Source organism: Microbacterium invictum, assembly GCF_034421375.1.
Lineage (GTDB): Bacteria > Actinomycetota > Actinomycetes > Actinomycetales > Microbacteriaceae > Microbacterium > Microbacterium invictum_A.
This window is the reverse complement of sequence record NZ_CP139779.1, coordinates 1,083,090-1,098,593: the sequence shown is the minus strand read 5'-3', so window position 1 is coordinate 1,098,593 and position 15,504 is coordinate 1,083,090. Positions and strand designations below refer to the sequence as shown.

The following is a 15,504-nucleotide window of genomic DNA, read 5'->3' as shown; positions in this document are numbered from 1 at the left end:
GCCCGTAGCGTGCAAGGGTGTTCGTCGCCCTCCTCGCCGGTCTCGGCCTCGGTTTCTCCCTCATCATCGCCATCGGTGCCCAGAATCTCTTCGTCCTCCGGCAGGGCCTTCGCCGAGAGCACGTCCTCGTCGTCGCAGCGCTGTGCGCCCTGTCGGACGCGGTGCTCATCCTCGTCGGCGTGTCGGGGATCGGCCTGGTGTTGCAGGCCGTGCCGTGGCTGGTGGTGGCGATCCGCTGGGCGGGTGCGGCGTTCCTCATCGGCTACGGGGTGCTCGCAGCCCGTCGCGCCTGGCGCCCGAGCGGCGAGACGCTCGCGGTGCGTGACGACAGGGCAGGCGGCGGTGGCACGCCGGGCGGCGCTGACACCGGCGTCCGAGGCACCGGCGCCGGGACGACGGCGACGCGCACACGCCTCATCCCGGTCATCCTCACCGCCCTGGCCCTGACCTGGTTGAACCCGCACGTCTACCTCGACACGGTGTTCCTCCTCGGCTCGGTCGCGAACACGCACGGCGATGCGCGCTGGTTCTTCGCCGCCGGGGCGGTGACGGCCAGCGTGGTCTGGTTCTTCGGCCTCGCGACCGGCGCGCGCTATCTCGGGCGGTGGCTGTCGAGCCCTCGATCGTGGCGGATCCTCGATGCGGCGATCGCCGTCGTCATGGTCGCCCTCGGCGTGAGCCTCGTTCTTCCCTGATGAGCCGACGCGGCCCCGGGGGCATCGCCCGGGAACGCGCCACCCGGGAACGACGGAAGGCCCCGCCGATCGGCGGAGCCCTCCGTGTGCGATGGCGCTCAGGCCAGCGAGTTGACGTCCAGGGGGATGCCCGGGCCGAACGTGGTCGACACGGCGCCCTTCTGGATGTAGCGGCCCTTCGAGCTCGAGGGCTTCAGACGGATGATCTCCTCGAGGGCGACCTTGAGGTTCTCGTCCAGCTGCTCGGCGCTGAACGAGGCCTTGCCGACCACGAAGTGCACGTTGGCGTGCTTGTCGACGCGGAACTCGATCTTTCCACCCTTGATGTCCTCGACCGCCTTGGCGGGGTTCGGGGTCACCGTGCCGGTCTTGGGGTTCGGCATGAGGCCGCGGGGGCCCAGCACCTTACCCAGGCGACCGACCTGGCCCATGAGCTCGGGCGTGGCGACGGCGGCGTCGAAGGCGGTGTAGCCACCCGCGACCTTCTCGATGAGCTCGGCGCCGCCGACCTCGTCCGCACCGGCCGCGATGGCGGCCTCGGCCGCCGGGCCGGTGGCGAAGACGATGACGCGGGCGGTCTTACCGGTGCCGTGCGGCAGGATGACGGTGCCGCGCACCATCTGGTCCGCCTTGCGCGGGTCGACCGAGAGCTTCAGCGCGACCTCGACGGTCGAGTCGAACTTCGCAGAGCCCGTCTCCTTCGCGAGGGCGACGGCCTCAGTGGGCGAGTAGAACGTGTCGGCCGCGATCTTCGCGGCCGCGGCCTGGTAGGCCTTGGACTTGGTTGCCATGGTTTTCCTCCCCCTCAGTCCTCGACCGTGATGCCCATGGAACGGGCGGTGCCGGCGATGATCAGCGAGGCGGCCTCGATGTCGTTCGCGTTCAGGTCGGGCATCTTCGTCTCGGCGATCTGACGCACCTGGTCCTTGGTGAGCTTGCCCACCTTGGCCGTGTGCGGCGTCTGCGAACCCTTCTGCACGCCCGCAGCCTTCTTGATCAGCTCAGCGGCCGGCGGGGTCTTCAGGATGAAGGTGAAGCTGCGGTCCTCGTAGACGGTGATCTCGACGGGGATGACGTTGCCGCGCTGCGACTCGGTCGCGGCGTTGTACGCCTTGCAGAACTCCATGATGTTCACACCGTGCTGACCGAGCGCGGGCCCGATCGGCGGTGCAGGGTTGGCGGCGCCGGCGTTGATCTGGAGCTTGATCAGGCCGGTCACCTTCTTCTTCGGTGCCATGTTCGTTTTCCTTTCCTCGAACCGGATGCCGCGGCATCCGCTTCTCCCGCACGTCCGGCGTTTCCGGACCGCGGTTCCCCCGGCCTGCGGCCGGGAAGTCTCTACAGCTTGGTGACCTGGTCGAAGCTGAGTTCGACCGGGGTCTCGCGCTCGAACAGCGAGACGAGGACCGTGAGCTTGCCGCTCTCGGGCTTGATCTCGCTGATCGTGCCGGGAAGACCCGCGAACGAGCCCTCCTTGATCGTGATCGTCTCGCCGACCTCGAAGTCGACCTCGGCGGGGATGCTGCGCGCGGCGGCGGGGGCACCCTTGGCGGCACCCTTCGCGGGGGCGACCTCCTTGACCTCGACCAGGCTCTTGAGCATGGTGAAGGCCTCTTCGAAGCGGAGGGGGGTGGGGTTGTGGGCGTTGCCGACGAACCCGGTGACGCCCGGGGTGTGACGCACGACCGACCAGGTGTCCTCGTTGAGGTCCATGCGCACCAGCACGTAGCCGGGGATCCGCACGCGGGTCACCATCTTGCGCTGGCCGTTCTTGATCTCGACGACGTCTTCCATCGGGACCTCGACCTGATAGATCTCGTCCTCGACCTCGAGCGTGGACTTGCGCTGCTCGATGTTCGCCTTCACCTTGCGCTCGAATCCGGCGTACGAGTGGATGACGTACCACTTGCCCGGAAGCGACCGAAGCTCGGCGCGGAAGGCCTCGAACGGGTCGAGCTCTTCGTCGTCGGCGACATCGTCGCGGTCGTCCTCGCCGTTGACATCCGGACCGTCGTACGGGGTGACCTCGTCCGCCGCCTCGGCTTCGAGCTCGGCGATCTCCTCGGCGACGGAGTCGTTGAGCACCTCGGCGGCGGCCTCGGCCTCGGCGGTCTCGTCGATGTTCAGGGCGTCGTTCACGATGGCGTCTGCCTCCGGATCCTGGATCTCTACGTCGTCGAGCTCTTCGATGTCGTCCTGGGTGTCGTCCTCGTCATCGACGATGTGGAGGGCGCTGTGCTCCGCGGGGGTGTTCGCGCGCTCCTCGAACTCGAGGATGTTGCCCTCCTGGGCCTCGTCCTCCTCGGAGGACTGCTCCGCCGCGGGCGCCCAGTCGGCGTCGTCGACATATCTTTCAGACACTTGTGTTCTCTTCCTCTGTCGTGGCCGGGGGTTCCGGCTCGACGCGTCGCGCGCCGCCACCGGAGCGACCCGGTGGGCGCGATGTCGGCTCAGGCGCCCGGAACCCCGAAGACGTACTGCGCGATCCAGACGAACAGCACGTCCAGGCCGTAGACGATCGCCATCATCACCAGGACGAAACCGAGCACCACGGCGGTGAACTTCACCAGTTCCTGCCGCGTCGGCGTGACGACCTTGCGGAGTTCGGCGAAGACCTGTCGGATGAACAGGACGATGCGCGCGAAGAAGTTGGGCTTCTTCTCTCGGGGTGCGTCGCTGCGCGCGACCACCTCGTTCTTCGGCTCGTCCTGGAGCATGCCACCCACCTGATTGTTTCCTCGTGCCAGCAGACGCTGACGCGCAGGGCGGACAGGAATCGAACCTGCAACCTGCGGTTTTGGAGACCGCTGCTCTGCCAATTGAGCTACCGCCCTAAGGGTCGGAAGACCCCGGGATGCCTGCACCCATCCACCCCTGCCTGAAGGAAGGTCGTCCCGACCGGCGGGCACGGCGAAAGAATGCAGACTTCAACTGCATGCCCCAGTCTACGTCATGCCCGCGGGCCCCGCGAATCCCTCAGGAGGCCGCGACGCCGTACCGCTCCGGTTCCGGGTCGCGCGGGAAGGCACGCCCCGACACGGCGTGTGCGACGACGCGGACGTAGACGTACTTCAGCGTCGGGATCCAGGGCGAGAGCCCGAGGCCGTCGGCGCGCTCCACCTCGGCGGAGGTGTCCAGTCGCTGGGCGCGTCCGCGAACGACGACGCTCCAGGCGTCGTCTGCGGTGTGGTCGTCGACTTCGAAGAGGACCTCGTCGTTCACCGTCAGCTCGACCAGTTTGCTGCCCGGCGCGGTTCGGAAGAGGATCGTGGCGTCGTCGACGACGTAGTTCACGGGGAAGATGTCGAGCACGTCGCCGACGTGGGTGACCAGACGCCCGAGCTCGTGTCGTCGCAGCCTGTCCCAGCACTGGTCGTCATCGAGGGCGATCACCGCGTCGTCGCTGTCGTGCATGGACACCATTGTGCCGCGGGCCCTGAATCCGCGACAGACCGGCGGGGCGAGGGCTCAGGCGGTGACGGGCGGACCGGGGAGGGAGTTCGGCGCGCGGGATCAGCGGAACGAGTCGACGACGGCGTTGCGGTGGTAGTCGAAGATGATGTTCGTCCGGGTCGAAGCCACGCGATCATGACCGGAGATCTGCTCGACGACGAATCGCCGCAGCGCCGAGGAGTCGGTCACGGCGACGTGGACGATGAAGTCGTCGGCGCCGCCGAGGAAGAACACCTGCACCACTTCGGGCAGCGAGCGGGTGCGTTCGGCGAAGTCGGTGATGCTCGCCTGGCGCGCGCCGGGCCGGAGCGTCACCCCGACGAGCGCCTGGAGGGCCACGCCGAGCTTGGCCTGGGCGACGCTCGCCGTGAACGACGAGATGACGCCGCGATCGACTAGGCCGCGCAGGCGGGTGTGCGCGGTGGACGGGGCGACACCCACCCGTTCGGCGAGCGCGGCGTTCGTGATCCGCCCGTCGGCGGTGACCTCGTCCAGGATCCGCCGATCGAGATCGTCCAGCGGCACGGGCTGTGGATCCTTCGGCTCGAGTGTCATCCCGGACCTCCTTCTTCGTCGAGACCTCGTCGAATGACATCACTCGCCGAACTTTCTGCTGAAGCACTGCCGATCCGACGACTTTTCTTCAACACTATTCACCATAGGCGAAAGGAGCTGTGATGCTCGTCGGTATTCCAGCGGAGATAAAGAACAACGAAGACCGTGTGGCAGTGACGCCTGCGATCGTCGACCAGCTGCGTCGCCGCGGTCACGAGGTCGTCGTCGAAGCCGGCGCCGGAGAGGGGTCGCGCATCTCGGACGCCGACTTCGCCGCCGCGGGAGCGCGGATCGCGCCGACGGCGGACGAGGTCTGGGGGCAGGGAGAGCTCATCCTCAAGGTGAAGGAGCCCATCGCCGCCGAGTACGGCCGGATGAGACGGGGCCAGGTGCTCTTCACGTTCCTTCATCTCGCCGCGTCCCGCGCGTGCACCGACGCGCTCCTGTCCAGCGGCGTCACCTCGATCGCCTACGAGACCGTGCAGCTCCCCGATCGCTCGCTCCCCCTGCTCACCCCCATGAGCGAGGTGGCCGGACGGCTGTCGATCCAGGTCGGCGCGACCCACCTCATGCGCCCGGCAGGGGGACGCGGTACGCTCCTCGGCGGAATCGCCGGCACCCGTAAGGGCAAGGTCGTCGTGATCGGCGGCGGGGTGGCCGGTGAGAACGCGGCTCGCAACGCCGTGGGCTTCGGGGCCGACGTCACGGTGATCGACATCTCGCTCCCGCGTCTCCGCGCCCTGGAATCGGAGTTCGGCGGTCTCATCCAGACTCGGCACTCTTCGCCGCTCGAGATCGCCGACCAGCTCGTCGACGCCGATCTCGTCATCGGGTCGGTGCTGATCCCGGGGGCCGCCGCACCCAAGCTCGTCACCGACGACATGGTCGCGGCGATGAAGCCCGGGTCGGTGCTGGTGGACATCGCCATCGACCAGGGCGGGTGCTTCGAGGGCTCGCGTCCCACGACCCACGACGAGCCGACCTTCGCCGTGCACGAGAGTCTGTACTACTGCGTCGCCAACATGCCCGGTGCCGTCCCCGAGACGTCAACGCGCGCGCTCACCAATGCGACCGCCCCGTACGTGCTGCGGCTGGCCGACCAGGGATGGCGAGAGGCGCTGCGCGCCGATCCGGCGTTGACGGCGGGTCTCAGCACGCACGACGGCATGCTCACCAATGCCGACGTCGGACGCGCGCTGCAGCTCGACGTCGCCACGGCCGACGTGGTGCTCGCGGCCTGAGACGACGAGTCGGGGCGGGGCGGCACGATGCCGCACCGCCCCGACGCACTCAGCTGGCGACGCGGATGAGCTTCTTGTTCACGAACTCGTCGGCGCCCAGAAGGCCCAGCTCGCGCCCGGTGCCCGAGCGCTTGACTCCGCCGAACGGGAGCTCCGGCGAATCGGCGAGCACCACGTTGACGTAGACCATGCCGGCATCGATCTTGTCGGCCACGCGCTGGGCCTGCTCGGGGTCGGTGGTGAACACGTACGACCCCAGCCCGAAGCCGGTGTCGTTGGCGACGCGGATGGCCTCGGCCTCGTCCTTCACCCGGTAGACCACGCCGGCTGGGCCGAAGAGCTCCTCCCCGTAGACATCCATATCGGGCGTGACGTCGGTGAGCACCGTGCCCGGGAAGAACGCACCGTCGCGCGCTCCTCCCGTCACCAGTCGGGCACCCTGGGCGACGGCGTCGTCGATCTGCTTCTGCAGTCTCTCGGCCGCGGTCTCGGACGAGAGCGGACCGAGCACGGTGTCTTCGGCCAGCGGATCGCCCACCTTGGCCCCGCCCATCGCCGCGGCGAACTTCTCGAGGAACGGCTCGTACAGCTCGTCGAGGACGATGAACCGCTTGGCCGCGTTGCAGGACTGACCGTTGTTGTCCAGCCGCGCATCGACGGCCGCCTGAACGGTCGCGTCGAGGTCATCCGTGGACAGCAGGATGAACGGATCCGACCCGCCGAGCTCGAGGGCGACCTTCTTCAGGTGACGCCCGGCGATCTCGGCCACGGCCGCGCCGGCACGCTCGGAGCCGGTGACCGACACGCCCTGGACGCGCGGATCGGCGATGACGGCCGCGGCCTGGTCGTTGGTGGCGTAGATGTTCGTGTACGCGCCGACCGGGAGCCCCGCGTCGCGGTAGATCGCCTCGAGGGCCGCGGCTGATTCCGGGCATTGCGGCGCATGCTTGAGCAGGATCGTGTTGCCGAGGATCAGGTTCGGCGCAGCGAAGCGGGCGACCTGGTAGTACGGGAAGTTCCACGGCATGATGCCCAGGAGCACGCCGAGCGGCGTGCGACGGATGACGGCCGTGCCCTCCCCCTCGATCTCGAGCGGCTGATCGGCGGTGACCCGCTCGGCGACGTTGGCGTAGTACTCGGTGATGTCGGCGGCGAAGTCCACCTCGCCGAGCGCCGCGACCAGCGGCTTGCCCATCTCCCGCACGATGATCGCCGCCAGCTCGTCACGCCGCTCCCGGTGGAGGTCGGCGACCCGGCGGATGAGCGCGGCGCGCTCTGAGACCGGCAGGTGGCGCCATGACCGGTAGGCGATGTCGGCCCGGTCGATCGCCGCGGCGAGTTCGTCGTCGGTGATCGTCGGATAGGTGGCGAGGGTCTGGCCCGTCGCGGGGTTGATGACGGCGTAGTCGGTCATGATTCTCCGTTCGTTTCGTACAGGTCAGCGTCGGCGGGCGCTGGCAGGTGCGTCGAGGGACAGGGTCTCGCCGCGGAAGAAGGCGGGACGCCGCACGGCCTGCCACACCATGATGACCACCCCGACGAGGATGATCGTGACACCGAGCACGAAGACCAGGCCGAGCCCGAAGACCGACGACCCGCTTCCGTAGTCCGGGTCCATCGAATCGACCAGGGTCGTCACGAAGATCACCGCGAGGATCACGCCGCCCACGAGCGGGAAGATCAGGGTGAAGAAGACGTTGCGGACCGAGTCGAACCACTGCTTCCGGAAGTACCACACGCACGCGAAGGCCGTGATGCCGTAGTAGAAGCAGATCATCATGCCGAGGGTGGTGATGGTGTCCCAGAGCACGTTCTCGCTGACGAACCGCATGATCGCGTAGAACCCCGCCGCCACCACCGCGGAGACGAGCGTGGCGTAGCCGGGCGTGAAGAACCGCGGGCTGACCCGGGCGAACGCGGGCGGCAGGGCGCCGTAGTGCCCCATCGCGAGGAGGGTGCGCGCGGGTGAGACGAACGTCGACTGCAGCGAGGCCGCCGAGCTCGTGAGGACGGCGAGCGACACCAGGAAGGCCAGCGGCCCCAGGATGGGGCCCGCGAGGGCGAAGAAGACGTTGTCCTGGATGTCGGGGTTTCCCAGGCCGTACTCGCCCTCTCCGGTGCCCGCGTACATCAGCAGGGCGATCGCGAGGAGGAGGTAGAGCACCACGATGGTCACCACCGTGATCGTCGCGGCGCGGCCGGGGGTGCGGTCGGGGTCTTTCGTCTCCTCGTTCATCGTGAGGGTCACGTCCCACCCCCAGAAGATGAAGATCGACAGCGACACGCCCGCGGCGAAGGCACTGAAGGATCCGATCGCGAAGGGGTTGAACCACGACAGGTCGAAGGCGGTGGCATCCCAGGCGTTGCCCGACATCGCCGCGATGATCGCCGCACCCGCGAAGAGCACCAGCACGACGACCTGGAAGCCGACGAGGACGTACTGCAGTCTCTGCGTGGTCTGCATGTCGCGGTACGACACGAACGTCGCGCCGGCCACGAACGCCAGGCACACCAGGACGTTCAGCCACGGGATGGCGGCGAGCTCGGCGATCTCGGGGGTGCCCGCGATCTGGGCGATGAGCAGGAAGAGGAAATCCACCGCGATGCCGGCGAGGTTCGACAGCACGATGATCGTCGCGGCGACCAGGCCCCACCCCGCCATCCAGCCGATCCACGGCCCGAACGCCCGGGAGGCCCAGGTGAACGAGGTGCCGGAGTCCGGCATCCGTCGATTCAGCTCCCGGTAGCCGAAGGCGACCAGGAGCATCGGGATGAAACCGACCAGGATGATCGCGGGCACCTGCACGCCGACCGACGACACCGTGGGTCCGAGGGCTGCGGTGAGGGTGTAGGCCGGCGCGATGCACGAGATGCCGATGACGACGGCGCCGACGAGCCCGACGGCTCCGGCGCTCAGTCCCTTGCGGGACAGCCCGCCGGCGTCGTCGCCGGTGGCGGGTGCGAGGGGCGCGGAGCTTTCGGGTGTGCTCATCGCCGCTCTCCTTCCTGCGGCTGCCGGGCGTGCGAGCGCGGCACCACGATCATGGGGACGGGCAGCTCGTGCAGCATCTTCGCTGCGGTCGAGCCCAGGAAAAGGCGGCGGGGCTGGGCGAGCCGGCTCGATCCGACGAGGGCGATCTCGCCAGGCTCCCAGCCGATGTGCGAGACGGCATCCTCGATCGAGTCGCCGGTGCCGACGATCGCCTCGGCGTCGATGCCCTGCGGGAGGGCGTGGCGAGCGGCCTCGAGCACCTCCTCGGCGTGTGCGGCTCCGGCCAGGCGGATGACGCCGGTGTCGACACTCGGCGGGAGGTCGACCGTGACGAGCGACAGCAGACGGAGTTCCGCGCCGGTCGCCGCGGCGAGCGCGACGGCGTGCTCGAGCAGCGCCTCGGCGCCAGGACGGGTGCCGACCGCGGCGGTGATGCGTGAGATGCCCGACCCCGGGTCGGTGCGTCGCGCCCCCTCCGGGGCGAGCACGACGGGGAGGTCGGAGGAGTGGAGCAGTTCGCTGGCCACCGAGCCCAGCCGGTGCCGACCGCGGAGGCCGCCGCCTCCCGCACCCACGACGATGTGCGACGCGCCGGTCTCGTGGCCCGCGGCCACGAGACCGGCGGCGAACGACTCGTCGTAGCGGACCTGGCGGTGCGCTTCCCCGGCCCGGCGGGAGTGCCCGTGAAAAGCCTCGCGTACCCGCTCCTCGGCCCGGCCGAGCCAGGTCTCGGCCTGCTGGCGGAGGTACTGGTCGTAGCCGGCGTCGGGCGGTGTGATGACGCTGCGGTCGTCGGAGGGCAGCACGACGGCGAGCTCGAGATCCGTCCCGGCTGCCGCCGCGAGCCGTGCACCGAGCGTCGCGGCGTCGTCCCCGGCATCCGTCGCGGTGTATCCGACGAGCATCGGTCCCATCCCCGGGCTATCGCCGGGAGCACCGGTCATCCCCGGGCCTCCTCGACGATGCGGGTGGCGACCAGTCGTCCCATCCGGATGGCGCCGTCGACGTGCTGGTAGCCGAGCCCCGCCATGTCGCTGCAGGCGAAGTGGATCGGGCCCACCGGTTCGCGCTGATCCGCGCCGTAGCGGGCCAGCCCGCCGAGGTCGAAGCTCGCGGCGTACGCGCCGCGCGTCCATTCCTCGGTGCCCCAGTCGCTCTCGTAGTACACCACCGGGTTCTTCGCGTCGGGACCGTAGTAGTGCGAGAGCGACTCGAGGATGCGTCCTTTGCGCTCCTCGGCCGAGAGGCAGAAGACGTCGTCGGCGAGGCGGTCGGAGACGAATCCGACGAGGGTGCCGCGCTCGTCGCCGTGGTTTGTGTTGTCGTAGGCCTCGTGGCAGAGCTCGTAGGGACTGAATGCCGTGGCCGACAGGCCCTGCTCGCGCCAGAACGGGCGGTCGTAGACCGCGTGGACCTTGATGACGAATCCCATCGAGATGTGCTGGTGCATCTGGTGCTGCAGTCGCGGCAGCGGCGGCGAGAAGGAGATGCGCGGGTAGAGCACCGGAGCCAGGGCGAGGATGACGAAGCGGGCGCGCACCGTCATGCGATCCGACGCCACGGTCACTCCCCCGCCCGTCCACTCGATCCGCCGCACCGGCTGATCGAGGAAGACATCGGCCCCGAGGCGCTCGGCGAGCAGGAGCGGCACCTGCTGCAGGCCGCCGACGACGCGCTTGTCGAGGATGAAGTCGGCGTCCACCAGGTGCGAGAAGCTCCCTGCCGAGGCCGCCATCAGCAGCGCCTGGAGCGTGGAGAACGCGTGGGGAGGTTTGGTCAGCATCGCCCCGGCGATGAAGAGGGCGATGTTGTCGCGGGCCTCGACGTCGTCGGTCTGGTCGGCCAGCCACCGCTCGAACGAGATGCGATCGAGCTCCTCGGCGTCGGGGTGCTCCCACGGGCGGTCGGGATCGATCTCGGCGACCATCCGGTCGAGTCGCTCGATCAGCTCGACGATGACCTTCTCGGTCGCCTCGGGCACGGGGAAGATCTCGCCGGTGAAGCGGGTGAGCTCGCCGTCGGCATTGATGTACACCGAGTCGCCCTCGCGGTAGCGGGAGTACGTCTCCAGCCCGAGATCCTCGAGCGTCTCGATGAGCGCCTCCTGGTCGGGAGAGACCCATTGGCCGCCCACTTCCAGCATGGCGCCGTCGATGACGTCGGTGTGGAGCCGCCCGCCGACCCGGTCACGGGCCTCGAGGACCGCGACCGAGAGACCGGCCTTGCGCAGCTCGTTGGCGGCGGTGAGGCCCGCTGCGCCCGCGCCGACGATGACGACGTCGCGCGTGAGCACGTCGGTGGTGGGATCTGTCATGGTGCTCCTTCGCATCGGGTTCGAGCAGGCCGTCCGGCCCCGCTGCACCGGGTCTTTCCGGGGTCAGTCCGCCGTCGGGGTGGGCGCGTCGTCACCGGCGAGCACCGGCTCGCTGTCGGTGCGCGACTCGTCCAGGACCGACGCCAGCACGTCGAGCCCCTCGTTCAGGAGCGCGTCGCCGATCGCCAGCGGCGGCAGGAACCGGATGACGTTGCCGTACGTGCCGCAGGTGAGGACGATCACGCCCTCGGCGATGCAGGCCTTCGCGACCGCAGCGGTGAGGGCGGCGTCGGGGGCGCCGGTGGCGGGATCGACGAACTCGACCGCGACCATCGCGCCCCGGCCGCGCACCTCGCCGAGCCGGGGGTCGGCCGCCTGGATCGTGCGGAGGCGCTCGGTGAGGATGCCGCCGATCTCGCGGGCCCGCTCGATGAGCCCCTCGGTCTCGAAGGCCTCGATCGCGGCGAGCGCCGCCGCGCACGCGATGGGGTTGCCGCCGTAGGTGCCGCCGAGCCCCCCGAGGTGGGAGGCGTCCATGATCTCGGCACGGCCGGTGACCGCCGCGAGGGGCAGGCCCCCCGCCATCCCCTTGGCCGTGGTGATGAGGTCGGGCACGATGCCGAACACGTCGCTGGCGAACATCGCGCCGGTGCGGGCGAAGCCGGTCTGCACCTCGTCGGCGATGAAGACCACGCCGTTGGCGCGGCACCATTCCACCAGCGCCGGAAGGAAACCGTCGGCCGGCACGATGAAGCCGCCCTCGCCCTGGATGGGCTCGATGATGACGGCGGCGAGGTTGTCCGCCCCGACCTGCTTCTCGATGACCGAGATGGCCCGCGCCGCGGCATCCGGTCCGCTCAGTCCGTCGCGGAACGGGTACGACAGCGGCGCCCGGTAGATCTCCGAGGCGAAGGGCCCGAACCCGCTCTTGTACGGCATGGCCTTGGCGGTGAGCGCCATCGTGAGGTTCGTGCGCCCGTGGTAGCCGTGGTCGAAGGCGACGACGGCCGGCTTGCCGGTGTACTTGCGGGCGATCTTGACGGCGTTCTCCACCGCCTCGGCGCCCGAGTTGAACAGCGCGCTCTTCTTGGCGTGGTCGCCCGGGGTCACGCGGTTCAGCGCCTCGGCGACGGCGACGTAGGACTCGTAGGGCGAGATCATGAAGCAGGTGTGGGTGAACTGCGCCACCTGGGCCTGCACGGCCTCGACGATGCGGGGGTGGGCGTTGCCGACCGTGGTGACGGCGATCCCCGACCCGAGGTCGATGAACGAGTTGCCGTCGGCGTCGACGACGACGCCACCGCCGGCAGCGATGGCCTCGACCGGCACGGTGTGGCCGACGCCGGCGCTGACGGCTGCGGCCTTCCGGGCGAGCAGCTCCTGCGACCGGGGACCCGGGATGGCGGTGACGAGTCGGCGCTCCTGCGGAAGGGTCGGTCCGCCGAGCGGGGGCGCGGTGAGGGTGGCAGCGGTCATGCCGGGAGCGTAGGGTTCGGGATGCCGCGAGCGCACCGGCCCCGCCGTACATTCTGGCTCGAGGGTTGTACCATCCGTACAGTGGGCGGGCGTCCGGACCGCCCCGCGAGGAGACACGATGACGACGTCGGCCGAGGCGGCTGCGCCTCCCACTCTTCGCTCCCTCCTCTCTCGCGCCGACCTGCACCTCCGAGACGAGGACACCGCTCCCGACGACGCCCTGTCGCGCCCCGTGCGGTGGGTCCACAGCACCGACCTGCTCGATCCGACGCCGTTCCTGTCCGAGGGCCTCGTGCTGCTGACCACGGGGACGCAGTTCCTCGACGCCGAGGACGAGCCGTCCATCGTCGACGCCTACGTCAGGCGTCTGTCGGAGCGCGGGGTGGTGGGGGTCGGGTTCGGCACCGAGGTGGTGCGCGACGGCGTCCCGCCCGCGCTCATCCAGGCCTGTCGTCACCACCGGATGCCGCTGTTCGAAGTGCCCTACCGCACGCCCTTCATCGCCGTCGCCCGCGCGAACGCCGAGGCCATCGCCGCCGTCGGCTACGCCCGGCGATCGTGGGCGCTGGCGGCGCAGCGGGCCATCTCGCTGGCGGCCCTGCGCCCCGACGGACTCGGTGCGACGGTGGCCGAGCTCGCCAAGCAGCTGGGCACGTGGGTCGGACTCTACGACGCCGCCGGCGAGCTCTCGCGTGAGCACCCGGCCCGGGGCCTGGACGAGCCGACCGCCGAGGCGCTCCACGGCGAGATCGGCGCCGTGCTGCGACGCGGCGCCCGTGCCGGGTCGTCGCTGCGCCTGGGCACCCTGCCCTTCACCCTGCAGACGCTGGGCCGCGGCGGCCACCTGCGCGGGGTCATCGCCATCGCCGCCGGCGACCTCGACCAGGAGGGACGAGGGGTCGTGACCGCGGTCATCGCGATGGCGGGCCTCGCCCTCGAGCAGCAGCAGGGGCTGGCCCGCGCCCGTGGCACGCTTCGCGCCGGGCTCGTGCAATCGCTCCTCTCGGGCGATCCCGCCCTCGCGCGGCGGATCTCCCGCGACCTGTGGGGATCGCTGCCGGCCGCGCCGGTGGTGGTGGCGATGACGGATGCCGCGACCGCGCGCATCGACAGTGTCACCGAGTTCCTCGAGCTGCGCGCCGAGGAGCGCAGGGGCGCGGTGTTCTTCGGCCGGAGCGGCGACGGACTCGCGGTCGTCGTGCCGGCCTCCGCGCCCGACGTGCTCGACGAGCTCGTCGAGCGGTTCGACGCCCGGCTCGGCGTGTCCGACCCCACCGGGTACGACGGCTTCGCCACCGCGGTCGAGCAGGCGCGGATCGCGCGGGACCGCGCGGCGGAGCGCGACGGGGGGCCCGTGACCCACTTCGCCGACGTCGCGCGGTCAGGCGTGATCGCCGCGCTCGCCGCGCTCTCGGGCGAGGCCCGCGCGGTCGCTGACGCCGAGCTCGCACCGCTCGCGGCCCACGACGCCTCGCACGCCACGGCGCTGGTGCCGACGCTTCGGACCTGGCTCGAGCAGGACTGCTCGCACGAGGCGTGCGCACGCGCCCTCGGGGTGCACCGCCACACCGTGCGCACTCGGCTGGCGCTGGCCGAGCGAGTGCTCGAGCGCGACCTGTCGTCGTTCGCGGTGCGGGCGGAGCTGTGGGCCGCCTTCGCGGCATCCTCCTGACCCTCCCACCCCCTCCCCCTGCTCTCCCCCTCCCACCTGTGCGCAACTGCGGGCCTGGCCGGCGACACGCCGTGCTGGGCCCGTCCTGGTCGGCGTGTCAGCCCCCAGACCCGCCGATGTGTGCGGGCACCGGCTGACCACGACACGGCATCCTCTCCTCCACACGCGGAGCCGATGCCGATCCCTCCACATATCCGGCTTCGGCCCCGGCCGGTCGCAGGCCGCCCGCCCAGGATGTCGACATGTGCACCGACCCCGAACCCGTGATCAGCGCGAGCGCACTCGCGCGCGTCGGGCTCACCCGGCGAGACATCGCACGAGCCCTCGATCGCGGTGAGGTCGAACGCCTCCGCCGCGGCGTCTACGCACGACCCGGAGCCTGCGTCGATGCCCGGACCGCGGCATCCCATGGGGGGCGGATGGCCTGCGTCACGGCCGCTCGCCATCTCGGACTGTGGGTGCTCGCCGACAGCGGCACACCGCACGTCTGGCTTGGTGGACACGGCCACACCTTGGTCCACGACGCCTGCCGCTGCGTGGAGCACTGGGACGACGGCGCGGCATCCGACTCCTTCGGCATGCCCTCCGTGCCCCGCGTCCTCCGCCAGATCCTGACTTGCTGCGGCGTCGAGGCCTTCTTCGTGGCGCTGGAATCCGCGATCCACCTGAAGCGCATCTCGCGTCCGGGAATCGCGTGGCTCCGCACGGCTTGCACCATCGAAGCCGGCGAGGCGATCGACTTCGCCCGGGGCGAAGCCGACAGTGGGCTCGAATCTCTCGTGCGGTGGCGATTGCGACACCTCGGCCTGCACATTCGGGCGCAGGTGACCATCGTCTCGGTGGGTCGCGTCGACCTCCTTATCGGAGACCGTCTCATCATTGAAGTGGATGGGCGGGCGGGGCACGACGATCCGGCGAGTCGGCACAAGGATCGGATGCGCGACGCGCACGCAGCGATGTGGGGGTACATCACCCTGCGATTCGATTACGCCATGGTGGTGCACGACTGGGACGTCGTCGAGCGGGCGATCCTCGCGCAGGTCGTCGCGGGCCGCCACCTCGCGGGCAGATGACCGCACCCGTGCACAACCGCGGGGATGCGTCGC

The 15,504-nt window shown here is 70.1% G+C and carries 15 protein-coding genes and 1 tRNA gene; 4 read left to right on the top strand and 12 right to left on the bottom strand.

What is annotated here, in order from left to right:
• Positions 1 to 17 precede the first annotated feature (17 nt).
• The gene (locus T9R20_RS05285; protein WP_322411497.1) at positions 18 to 695 is read left to right on the top strand and encodes a LysE/ArgO family amino acid transporter; all 678 of its coding nucleotides are present in this window, start codon (positions 18 to 20) and stop codon (positions 693 to 695) included.
• Positions 696 to 793: 98 nt separating this feature from the next.
• Here the strand turns inward: T9R20_RS05285 and rplA are convergent, their stop codons facing one another.
• From rplA to T9R20_RS05250, 7 genes are all read right to left on the bottom strand, one after another.
• Entirely contained in the window at positions 794 to 1,486 is a 693-nt protein-coding gene (gene rplA / locus T9R20_RS05280; RefSeq protein WP_322411496.1) for a 50S ribosomal protein L1, read from the bottom strand.
• A 14-nt stretch (positions 1,487 to 1,500) separates the two neighbouring features.
• Entirely contained in the window at positions 1,501 to 1,932 is a 432-nt protein-coding gene (rplK, locus tag T9R20_RS05275; RefSeq protein WP_248242083.1) for a 50S ribosomal protein L11, read from the bottom strand.
• 101 nt (positions 1,933 to 2,033) lie between these two features.
• Positions 2,034 to 3,056, bottom strand: a complete 1,023-nt coding sequence (gene nusG / locus T9R20_RS05270; RefSeq protein WP_322411495.1) for a transcription termination/antitermination protein NusG — start codon at positions 3,054 to 3,056, stop codon at positions 2,034 to 2,036.
• A gap of 89 nt (positions 3,057 to 3,145) precedes the next feature.
• Positions 3,146 to 3,412 (bottom strand): preprotein translocase subunit SecE, encoded by a 267-nt coding sequence (secE, locus tag T9R20_RS05265; RefSeq protein WP_322411494.1) that lies wholly within the window; start codon positions 3,410 to 3,412, stop codon positions 3,146 to 3,148.
• Between the two features lie 44 nt (positions 3,413 to 3,456).
• Positions 3,457 to 3,529 (bottom strand) — tRNA-Trp (locus T9R20_RS05260).
• A gap of 142 nt (positions 3,530 to 3,671) precedes the next feature.
• Positions 3,672 to 4,109: a pyridoxamine 5'-phosphate oxidase family protein gene (locus tag T9R20_RS05255; protein WP_322411493.1), complete on the bottom strand. Its 438-nt coding sequence runs from the start codon at positions 4,107 to 4,109 to the stop codon at positions 3,672 to 3,674.
• Positions 4,110 to 4,208: 99 nt separating this feature from the next.
• Positions 4,209 to 4,703, bottom strand: a complete 495-nt coding sequence (locus T9R20_RS05250) for an Lrp/AsnC family transcriptional regulator (protein ID WP_322411492.1) — start codon at positions 4,701 to 4,703, stop codon at positions 4,209 to 4,211.
• A gap of 122 nt (positions 4,704 to 4,825) precedes the next feature.
• On the opposite strand from T9R20_RS05250, the gene ald reads away from it, so the two are divergent.
• The gene (ald, locus tag T9R20_RS05245) at positions 4,826 to 5,944 is read left to right on the top strand and encodes an alanine dehydrogenase (RefSeq protein WP_322411491.1); all 1,119 of its coding nucleotides are present in this window, start codon (positions 4,826 to 4,828) and stop codon (positions 5,942 to 5,944) included.
• A gap of 49 nt (positions 5,945 to 5,993) precedes the next feature.
• Here ald and T9R20_RS05240 read toward each other — a convergent pair whose 3' ends face one another.
• The 5 genes from T9R20_RS05240 to gabT all read right to left on the bottom strand — a co-directional run bounded on the left by T9R20_RS05240 (position 5,994) and on the right by gabT (position 12,726).
• Positions 5,994 to 7,358, bottom strand: coding sequence for an NAD-dependent succinate-semialdehyde dehydrogenase (locus T9R20_RS05240; protein ID WP_322411490.1), 1,365 nt, complete (start codon positions 7,356 to 7,358; stop codon positions 5,994 to 5,996).
• Between the two features lie 24 nt (positions 7,359 to 7,382).
• Entirely contained in the window at positions 7,383 to 8,936 is a 1,554-nt protein-coding gene (locus tag T9R20_RS05235) for an APC family permease (RefSeq protein WP_322411489.1), read from the bottom strand.
• Positions 8,933 to 9,880 carry a universal stress protein gene (locus tag T9R20_RS05230; RefSeq protein WP_322411488.1) on the bottom strand — a complete coding sequence of 316 codons (948 nt, stop codon included), beginning with the start codon at positions 9,878 to 9,880 and terminating at the stop codon, positions 8,933 to 8,935. The genes T9R20_RS05235 and T9R20_RS05230 overlap by 4 nt, the downstream gene beginning before the upstream one ends.
• Positions 9,877 to 11,250, bottom strand: a complete 1,374-nt coding sequence (locus T9R20_RS05225; RefSeq protein ID WP_322411487.1) for an NAD(P)/FAD-dependent oxidoreductase — start codon at positions 11,248 to 11,250, stop codon at positions 9,877 to 9,879. The genes T9R20_RS05230 and T9R20_RS05225 overlap by 4 nt, the downstream gene beginning before the upstream one ends.
• A gap of 63 nt (positions 11,251 to 11,313) precedes the next feature.
• A complete protein-coding gene (gene gabT, locus T9R20_RS05220) occupies positions 11,314 to 12,726 on the bottom strand; it encodes a 4-aminobutyrate--2-oxoglutarate transaminase (RefSeq protein ID WP_322411486.1) in 1,413 nt (470 codons plus the stop codon).
• Positions 12,727 to 12,844: 118 nt separating this feature from the next.
• Between gabT and T9R20_RS05215 the strand changes: the two genes are divergently transcribed.
• Positions 12,845 to 14,398, top strand: a complete 1,554-nt coding sequence (locus T9R20_RS05215) for a PucR family transcriptional regulator (protein ID WP_322411485.1) — start codon at positions 12,845 to 12,847, stop codon at positions 14,396 to 14,398.
• A 242-nt stretch (positions 14,399 to 14,640) separates the two neighbouring features.
• Positions 14,641 to 15,471: a type IV toxin-antitoxin system AbiEi family antitoxin domain-containing protein gene (locus T9R20_RS05210; RefSeq protein WP_322411484.1), complete on the top strand. Its 831-nt coding sequence runs from the start codon at positions 14,641 to 14,643 to the stop codon at positions 15,469 to 15,471.
• The last annotated feature ends 33 nt before the right edge of the window (positions 15,472 to 15,504 follow it).